Origin of the sequence: Arcicella sp. LKC2W (assembly GCF_034931005.1) — a bacterium.
Lineage (GTDB): Bacteria > Bacteroidota > Bacteroidia > Cytophagales > Spirosomataceae > Arcicella.
On the sequence record NZ_JAYGIN010000016.1, the window covers coordinates 1 to 9,286 of the forward strand.

The 9,286-nt window shown below is 35.0% G+C and carries 8 protein-coding genes; all 8 read right to left on the minus strand.

All coding sequences use genetic code 11. From position 1 onward, the window contains the following. Positions 1-168 precede the first annotated feature (168 nt). A complete protein-coding gene (locus VB796_RS14055) occupies positions 169-1,527 on the minus strand; it encodes an aspartate kinase (protein ID WP_323347196.1) in 1,359 nt (452 codons plus the stop codon). A 39-nt stretch (positions 1,528-1,566) separates the two neighbouring features. After that, complete coding sequence (locus VB796_RS14060) at positions 1,567-1,749, minus strand: PIN domain-containing protein (RefSeq protein WP_323347197.1); 183 nt, start codon at positions 1,747-1,749, stop codon at positions 1,567-1,569. Next, complete coding sequence (locus tag VB796_RS14065; protein ID WP_323347198.1) at positions 1,746-1,967, minus strand: hypothetical protein; 222 nt, start codon at positions 1,965-1,967, stop codon at positions 1,746-1,748. The genes VB796_RS14060 and VB796_RS14065 overlap by 4 nt, the downstream gene beginning before the upstream one ends. A gap of 31 nt (positions 1,968-1,998) precedes the next feature. Further along, positions 1,999-3,681: a hypothetical protein gene (locus VB796_RS14070; RefSeq protein ID WP_323347199.1), complete on the minus strand. Its 1,683-nt coding sequence runs from the start codon at positions 3,679-3,681 to the stop codon at positions 1,999-2,001. A 70-nt stretch (positions 3,682-3,751) separates the two neighbouring features. Next, positions 3,752-4,699 (minus strand): glycosyltransferase family 2 protein, encoded by a 948-nt coding sequence (locus tag VB796_RS14075; RefSeq protein WP_323347200.1) that lies wholly within the window; start codon positions 4,697-4,699, stop codon positions 3,752-3,754. Positions 4,700-4,944: 245 nt separating this feature from the next. Continuing rightward, positions 4,945-6,348, minus strand: a complete 1,404-nt coding sequence (locus VB796_RS14080; RefSeq protein ID WP_323347201.1) for a hypothetical protein — start codon at positions 6,346-6,348, stop codon at positions 4,945-4,947. 144 nt (positions 6,349-6,492) lie between these two features. Further along, positions 6,493-8,184, minus strand: a complete 1,692-nt coding sequence (locus VB796_RS14085; protein ID WP_323347202.1) for a hypothetical protein — start codon at positions 8,182-8,184, stop codon at positions 6,493-6,495. Further along, positions 8,181-9,077: a DMT family transporter gene (locus tag VB796_RS14090; protein ID WP_323347203.1), complete on the minus strand. Its 897-nt coding sequence runs from the start codon at positions 9,075-9,077 to the stop codon at positions 8,181-8,183. Before VB796_RS14090 ends, VB796_RS14085 begins: the two co-directional genes overlap by 4 nt. Between the last annotated feature and the right edge of the window lie 209 nt (positions 9,078-9,286).

The window sequence follows — 9,286 nt, forward strand, 5'->3', positions numbered from 1 at the left end:
TTATCAAAAAAAGGCAGATTATTCAAGTATTTGTAAGCAACGGCTTTAGCCAAAATCTATAATTATCCCCATGCCTTTAGGCTGGGGAAAGATTACTACTCACAAAGATAAACAAAAAGCCGTGTTGCAAATATCACAACACGGCTTTTAAAACGGTGTTGCTAATTATCACGGTGCCGAGAAAATCTCTTTCATTGTATCTTCATACAAGAAACATCTTTCGTTCAGTGCATTCAATGCCGCAGCTTTGTTTTTGCCGTGAATCAAAAGCGTAATATTATGTTCGGAAGCTCCATAGCAAATCATTCTGATTGGAATGTTTTTCATCGCTTCTAATACTTTCAAGGCAATACCTTCTTTGTCTGCCGAGAAGTTTCCAACGATACAAACAATAGTTTGGTCTTTATCAACTTCCTCTAAATCAGCAAATTGACGTAACTCTGCCATGATAGAATCTAAATGCTCATCATTATCAATGGTTACAGAAACGGAAACTTCCGAAGTCGTAATCATATCAACTGGCGTTTTGTATTTCTCGAAAACCTCAAATACTCTACGCAAGAAACCGTAAGCATTCAACATTCTGGTCGAGTGAATGTAAATCGCCGTCAAATTATCTTTGGCTGCAATCGCTTTAATTTCACGGTCAGATGTTTTATCGGCAATCAACGTACCAAAAGCCGACGGCTCCATCGTATTTTTCAAACGAACGGGAACGCCTTTCATTTTAGCAGGCGTAATGGTACTTGGGTGCAAAATTTTCGCTCCGAAATACGCTAATTCAGCTGCTTCTTCAAAAGTCAATTCACGAATTGGGAAGGTTTTCTTAACGATTCTTGGGTCGTTATTGTGCATTCCGTCAATGTCCGTCCAAATTTGTACTTCTTCTGCTACGATTGCTCCACCAATTAATGATGCGGTATAATCAGACCCACCACGTTTTAAGTTATCTACTTCACCACGTGGGTTACGACAAATAAATCCTTGCGTGATAAATAATTGCCTATCAGTCAATTGCGATAAAATTCCACCTAATTTTTCTTCTGTAAATTTCAGAACTGGCTCATTATCAGCATCAATTAACATGAAATCTAAAGCTGGTAACAAAGCAGACTTCACGCCTTGTTCACGGCAATACGCCTCAAACATTTGCGTAGAAAGCAATTCACCTTCTGCAACGATTTCCTTTTCTTGTTTTACCGAAAATGGTTTGATATTCACCAAAGAACGAATAAATGAAAATTCCTTTTCTATAATCGCCTTACCTTCTGCGTATCCTGCTGGCGTTGAGTATAATTCTTTGATAAATTCCTCATAATGAGCATACAAAGTGTCGATTTTTTCAACCGCCTCTGCATCATTATTGGCTTTCAAAGATTCTCCAATGGAGATAAGGGCATTGGTCGTACCCGAAAGAGCCGACAATACAACAATTTTACGATTACCATCTTCGGTAATCAAATTTTTGATAGAGTGCATTCTTTCGGGCTTCCCGACTGAAGTACCTCCAAATTTCCAAACTTGCATTTTATTCTTTAAATTAATTTCTTCACTATATCTAAAAAGTCATCTATTGGCTACCAAAGCATTGGTTTTAAATTCAATGATTTCAGCATATTCCAATAATACATCATTACTAATAATCAATGTATATTTTTGTTGTAAGAATGCGTCAAAGATAGGTCTATATTGAGATTTCTTTCCAATTGAAACCAATAGAACATTTGTATCTAAAATGATTCGCATCATTTGTAAGGCGTTCTTAAATGTTCATTTGACCACTCTTTCATGGTTTCTTCCGTCCAATTATTTTCCTCCCAAAGTCTATCCATTTCTTCTGTTGCCTTGTCTGCAAAATAATTACTTAATAATTGTTTGATTTCAAGCACCTGATTTTCAGCTATTTTGTAGCTAAAAAGTTTAACTAACTCTAATTGAAGATTAGTAAGTTTTTGAGCGTGTACCATAATTTTATTTTGTTCAAATTATCTAAAACAATCAATAATTCACTTCAACTATTTTATCCGTTTTATAGATTTTTCGTTCGTTTCCTTTTACCCAAAAAACGCCTACTTGATACGTCGCATGAACTAAATATTTCTCTGGAATTTTGATAAAAAAGCCACTGTCTTTGAAATTATACAAAAAGCGTTTTTCGTAAATCAAATACGTTTTTGTGGGTGATTTCAATATCAAATACGCTCCATCATTTAAGCCAAAACCAGTAGGTAAGTCATAATTTTCTACGAAAATCTCCTTATTAACCGTCGAAACGTTGACTTTAAGGTTTTGATTATCAGCAAAATTACTCAAAATTTCCTTTTCTGAGGTCTTAAAAACCGTATTTGTCGGAAATTGGTAAATTCCCTTCGGAATTAATCTCCCCAATGAGGTTTGAACATACTGGTCAAAATCTGAGCCAACGTATGGGCCAAAACCTATTTTATTGTATTCTTGATTAAAAGCACGGACTAATAAATCTTTCCTTCTTTCGTGAATTTCGGGCAAAAATTTAATATAAGAAGCCATATTGAAAAGAATACTGCTAATCAATAATACTCTAAATACCTTTTGACTTTTGATATTTTTCAGCCAGCCCGTTAGTAACATTAAATAAACAACCACTAACATCGTAGCAGGATAAATTTTATAATTACCCACAATCATTACAAAATATCCAAATCTTGGACGTAAAATAGCAATCACCAAAGCATTGATTATCAAGAACAAAAGGCTTCCTAAAATGATATAATTTGATGGTTCGTTATTGAATCTTAACTGTAATTTTTCCCAAAAATTTATAAGAGAGAATTTTTCTTTGGTATTAATGACCTTCAAAAATATCCACCAAATACAAACGCCAATCAAGATAAAACCCGTAATTGTTGGAGCAATAGAACGAATCAGGATTGGACTAAGTGTTTGAAAATCAAGACCTCCGCCTAAATGGGTAAAAAAACCAAAGAAACTTTCGTGCGGGTGTTTGAAGAAATATTGAAAGCCTTGGTCGTTGGCTTCGGTGTCAAATCGGTAGAAGTATAATTTAAAAGTTGCTACCGCAAAAACTGCCCAAACACCTAACATTTTATAGCGTCCTTGCAAAGCCAAAACTACCAATCCAACCATCCAATAAAATAAACCATTACTCATGGTAAAACTATCGAAGAAAACGGCTAAAACCGCCCCAAAGAAGGTCAAAAGCGTATTTCTCGACAATAAATAAACGCCCAATAACCCAAAGAAAATAACGGGTTGATACTGAAAACCTGTAATCGTCCAAAGACTTGTGAGGTAATATTGAGGCTGTAAAAGCAAAAAAGGAACAGGCAAAAAATACATTGGAGCTATTTTTTGCTCTTTAATTACTCGCCAAAAAATCCACAATATTCCAAAAAGTGTAATATTGGACATTATCGTGAGCGTCCGCATATTGAGTGTACCCGTGAGTGCGTAGTGCAACAAATTCATCAATTTGGCGTACACAATACGGTGTTCGTTATTGGGTTTAAACAATAACCAAGCTCTTTCGTTCCAGTCTTTCGCTTCTAAAAATCTTCCTAAAAAATCTGGAAAAGCATCGGTATCGTCCATCCAAGGCACATTCACGGCGTAGGTGAATAGCATCAGTATGAAAAAAAAGATAGGTAAAATAATACCTATCTGGGTTAGTGTCTTTTTCATGTTTGTAGCACGGGAATCCTTCCCGTGAAGCGTACTGAAATACACGGGAAGGATTCCCGTGCTACCTAATTTAAAAGTTAATTTTCTCATGAACAATATACTCTGGGCGGTTCTTGATTTCCTCGAACATATTTCCTAAATATTCACCCAAAACACCGATAGTCAACAACTGAATACCGCCAAAAAAGATAAGGGCGATAATCGTTGAAGCCCAACCAGGTACTAAACTATCTGGGCGATAAAGTAAGCCCGTTATTACCCAAATTGCTAAACCAATACCGACCAAAACACTCACTAAACCTAAGCTGAGAGCCAATTTAAGCGGTTTTTTACTGAAATAAAGCAAACTTGTCGAGGCAAATTTTATCATTTTTGACAATGGATATTTTGTCTCACCCGCAAAACGTTCTTCACGCACGTAAATAATGGGTACTTGCTTGAAACCTATCCAACTGATTAAACCTCTGATGTATTTGTTTTTCTCAGGTAAACTTTTGAAAGCCTCAATAACGTGCTTGTCAATCAAACGGAAATCGCCTGTATCAACGGGAAGTGGTGTATCTGATAGAAAGTTTATCAATTTATAGAAATATTTTGCTGATATTCTCTTGAAAAACGTCTCCCCTTTTCGCTCGCCACGCAATCCATAAACGACGTTAGCGTTTTGTTCCAAATGGATTTTTACCATTTCGGGAAACAACTCTGGCGGGTCTTGAAGGTCAGCATCAATAATTATCGCAACGTCGCCCGTACAAGCATTAACGCCCGCAGTCACGGCAGGTTGATGCCCAAAATTTCGAGAAAAGCTTAAAATCTTAACATTTGTATCATTTTTAGCAATTCCACGCAATAATTCAAGCGTTTTGTCTCTACTTCCATCATTAATAAAAATGAGTTCATAACCACGATGTTCAAAACTTTGCATCGTTTTATGGACACGCTCGTAAGTGTGCGAAATTACTTGCTCTTCATTGAAACAAGGAATAATGATGGATATGTATAAGTCTTTATTTGTCATGTTTTTATGGCTTTCGGCAGACGGCAATCAGCCTTTTATAAAGGGTTTGTCACAAGACAAACGATAGATCACTGATGAAACGGATTATACTGATTTTCGCTGATTTTTCTTTATTTTATCTGACTGTGCATCCCAGACTGTGAGTCCCAGTGTAAATCTGTAAAATCAGTTCAATCTGTGGTCTAAATTTGTCTGCGACAAATAGTTTATAGTTTCGTACTATTATTGAAAACAGAAGTTTGATTTTACTTTTCTTCTTTCAAAATTATCACTTTCTTTCCAAAATACGTGGCATAGCATTTATTCCAAAGGTGTTGTTCGTTGGTTTTTATTTCATCAAAACACAATGATTTTGGAATATTCTTCAATGGAGCAACATAAATTGTATCCGTTTTTGAAGTCATAATATGGTTATAACGTTGGGTCATTTCTTGGTCATAACGTTTGGCAATTCCTAAACGAATATCAGCGTACATGGTTTTCAGATTTTGCCCTGAAGTACTTTTCGGAATACTCACAGTAAACATTAGCAAATACAGGATAAACCCAAAAACCTTTAACATACTACTTACTTCCCATTGAGTTGGATATTGATAGTGTATCACAGTAACTATAAAAAATATACCAATCATGAAAATGGCAAAAATAATATTATTAACACGGTCAGGAACCCCCATATCATTTCCATAATGTATTACGAAAAACATCAAAAAAACTAATACGCACAATGCAACGTTAAGTACCCAAATATGAACATTTAAAAACGCACTATCTTTAACAACATAGTATCTTTTTAAAAAAACTAATTTATATAAAATCAAGGCTGGTAAAAGAAGTTTTACCCAATTTATAGTACTCCAAAAAGTTGACTCTAAAGCATTTTTAATTGATTGAACAATAGCACCTCCAAAAACCTGACCACCCGCCGCCGCCATTCTGATTTCATTTCCTTTTGCTTTAATTACCCAGAAATAAGCAAAATATGCCCCAACCATCATCAAGAAGAAAATAAAACCGTCAAATCTTTTCTCAAATACTAAAATATACAGCCAAATCATTCCTAAAAAAACAAGAATGAATAGCATCATTACTTCATTTGACCCCACCATAAAAAATACCAAAGTGGCTGCCAAAAGAGCAATTGGATATTTAATCTTCTGATATTTAGGTTGATAATATCGTAAAATGACAACAATTAGATACAGAAAATAACAAAGGGAAGTCGGGAAAATGAATACTGACGTGTACCAATAAAAAGTATCAACCACACTCGATGAAAATATGATAAATAAGCTCAAAAGCGTAGCCGCTGATAATAATTGGCCTTGGCGAGATGGCTTCAATAATTCACCAATCAAAGAATACATGGCGTGGTACAATAAGCCCAAAATCAAAAATGGCATTACTTTTACAAACCAAAATACACCAAAAGCCAAAGGCGTAGCATGAAAAATCATGTTGGAAATATATCGTCCCGACCAGCCTTCATAATAGAATTTTTGGGCTTGCCAAAATCCAACATCACGAGTCATGTACGCAAAACAATAATCATCTGCTACGGAAGGATGATTATAAAATGCTAAAATTCCAACAGGAACAACGGTTATCAAAAATAGTAGCCACAAGGCTATGCTGGCAAAGTTTTTCAATTTCTAAGTTTATGAGAGTTTTGAGAAAATGAGTTTATGAGTAAAGAGTTTATGGGTTTATGGGTTTATGAGAGACCAAATGTGCATTACTCATAAACTTTAAACTCATAAACCCTTTACTCATCAACTCATAAACTTCAATAATTACAATTTTAATTTCAGATTACTATATTGAATATTATATTTTCCATCCTGAATTTTCAAAAGTCCAATAGTGTATTCGTCTGGGATGAAAGTATTTTTTAAAATATCTGTTTCAAAACCTTTCCAAAAATAATTTTGGCGGAAAAGAAAATCCCTTCGGCTTTTATTTCGTTGGCGTTTTAGCGGTAATAAATACGTATTTCTCTTCGATTTCAGGACAACATTTTGCTCTACAATCAAAGGGTTTTCAACATTGAGTGTTTCGTTTTTCAGGATAAATCGGTCTTTCTTTTCTTCCAATGCTAAAGGCAAATTACTCGCATTTTGAACCGTATCCTTATTAATCGCCTCTTGAAATGCGGTAAAAGGTAAAGTTGGTAATTGATAAATACCCATTTTGATTGCCGCTACATTTTCCACATCAACTTGATACGTCCAGTCATTGTCAAATGGATACAAAACCCAACTATTATGATGTTTGAAATTGTAAGTGGCGGCTACTAATTTCTCCCGAAAATTAACGTTATTTTCATGGATAAAATAGTAAGAGTAAACATACAAAAGCACCGTAATTGGTAAGAAAAAAGCTAAAATAAGACGTTTAGTAACTTCTTTTTTAACCAGTAAAAGTACAAATGAATAACCCAAGCACAAAAGTGTAACGCTGATAAAACGGTAGCGACTAACAAACATTTCTTCAAAACCAAACTCGCCCGAATAGCGTGAATATGCCACTGCACCTGCCGACATACATAAAACTATCATGGAAGAAATGATAAATTGGAAGTCGTTATTTTCGGTATTTTTACTTGAAATTTCTTCTGATTCAAAGTAATCTTTCAATAATGTAATACCTCCCCAAGTCATTAGCGACAAGATAATAATACCAAAAATTGAGCTTGTCACTGCCGAAAATTGATGCAAACCTTGTACGTCCACATAAGAGCCTAACATCAAGATAAAACCGCCCAATAAATGAACTAACGAAAACTCATGCGGTGCAATTGGTGAAGGTTTATAGTTACTAAAATATAATGCCACACAAGCCACGCCCACCACAATAAATGCACCTAAAGCTTTGTATCTTTTTTGGTAAATCAGCAATAAGCCAGCAGGTAAAAACACAAACATCCCGTTGCTAAATGTAAATGTCACCAAAATAGCCGTAATGATGGCATAAAGTAAATTATTGCGTTTTTGGTAACTCAACAGATACAAAACTACCATTTGTAGCAAACCGATGGGGTAATACGTCCAGTTGCAAATCGTCCAAAATTGGTTTTCGTAAGTTTGCATCTGAAAAATCAAGAATGGAATTGGCGTAAAATAAAGGACAGACCAACCATGTTTTTTGAAGAATCTCCAAAACAAAAACAACATTCCAAACAAGGCTAAATTGCCCAAATGAGCCAAAGTTACGTAGTCAAACTTACCCGTAAATTTATAAATTAACCATGCTGTAAATTTAGATATAGGCGTTCTGTGTTCTGTAATGGTATGTTGTTTCATGAAAATCCAAAACGCATCTACCGCAGAATCGCTTTTTTCTACATCAACCAAACATTTGGTATAGTAAAGACTATCATCTAAAAAAGGAACATTAATTGTATATTGCCAAACATAAAAAACGAAAAACAAAATGGGGGCAATGATGAGAAGGAATGAGAGGTATTTCTGTGTGCTATATTTCATACATTAGTTTTTCGTAACAAGGGATAAATCAAAACAGAACCCAAAATTACCAAAGTTCCAAGGTAAAAACCCGATGTCATGCGTTCTTTTTCACCAAAAATTGAGTAAGCGAGCATTATTCCGTAAACTGGCTCAAGATTTATGGTCAAAGTGAAAGTAAATGCCGAAAAAATCCTGACTAAATCAACCGATTTTGAATACGCATACACCGTACACACAAAGGCCAATATGGCAATCCAAAGCCAATCCCAACCTTCGGGAATAACTTTGATGGTAGAATCTCCAAAGAAAAACAGATACAAAACGGGAATAATGGTAGTGATGGCAACCCCAGACATTTCGTAAAATGTAATAATTTGAGGCGAATATCTTTTGGCAAATTGTCCGTTCAAAACTGAAAAAATAGCTCCCGTTATTGCCGAAGCAATTCCTAAGGCTAATCCCCAAATATGATTAAATTCAAATAAAAAGATGAGATAAAGTCCAAAAACCACCACTCCACCCAACATTACCTCTACGGGTTTTATTCGTTTTTTGTTAAGAAATGGTTCAATCAAACTTGTCCATAATGAGGTTGTAGAAATCCCCGCTAAACTGATTGCTACCGTAGAAACCTTTGCCGAATAGAAAAAAGTAAACCAATGCAAGGCAATGATAATTCCACCCGTTGCTAACAATTGCCATTTCCCTTTTGAGTCAATATTGACGGATATTCCTCTGATTTTGAAATAGATAAAAAAGCCAGCAGTAGCTAAAAAAGTACGAAAAAACACTAATCCAAGCGTGTGAATGGTGGTAAGTTGTCCCAGAATTGCCGTAAAACCATAAATCAACACTACAAAATGTAAAGTGAAATAATCTTTTAATGTAATTTCTGATTTATGATTTTGCATAGTTTTTTAGTTAATGGTTACTGGTCTATTGGTTACTGGTTACTGGTTATTGGTTGATTGGTAATGTCGTATTATAAAATATCAATATCCTGTCCCGTCCTGAAATAAGTTGACCAAATTTTGAACTTAAAACGTATCAAAAGATGGACAAAACCAAGAACACTGGGCAAAAATTTATTCGCTATTTCAGCGAAGAATTCAAACGGCAG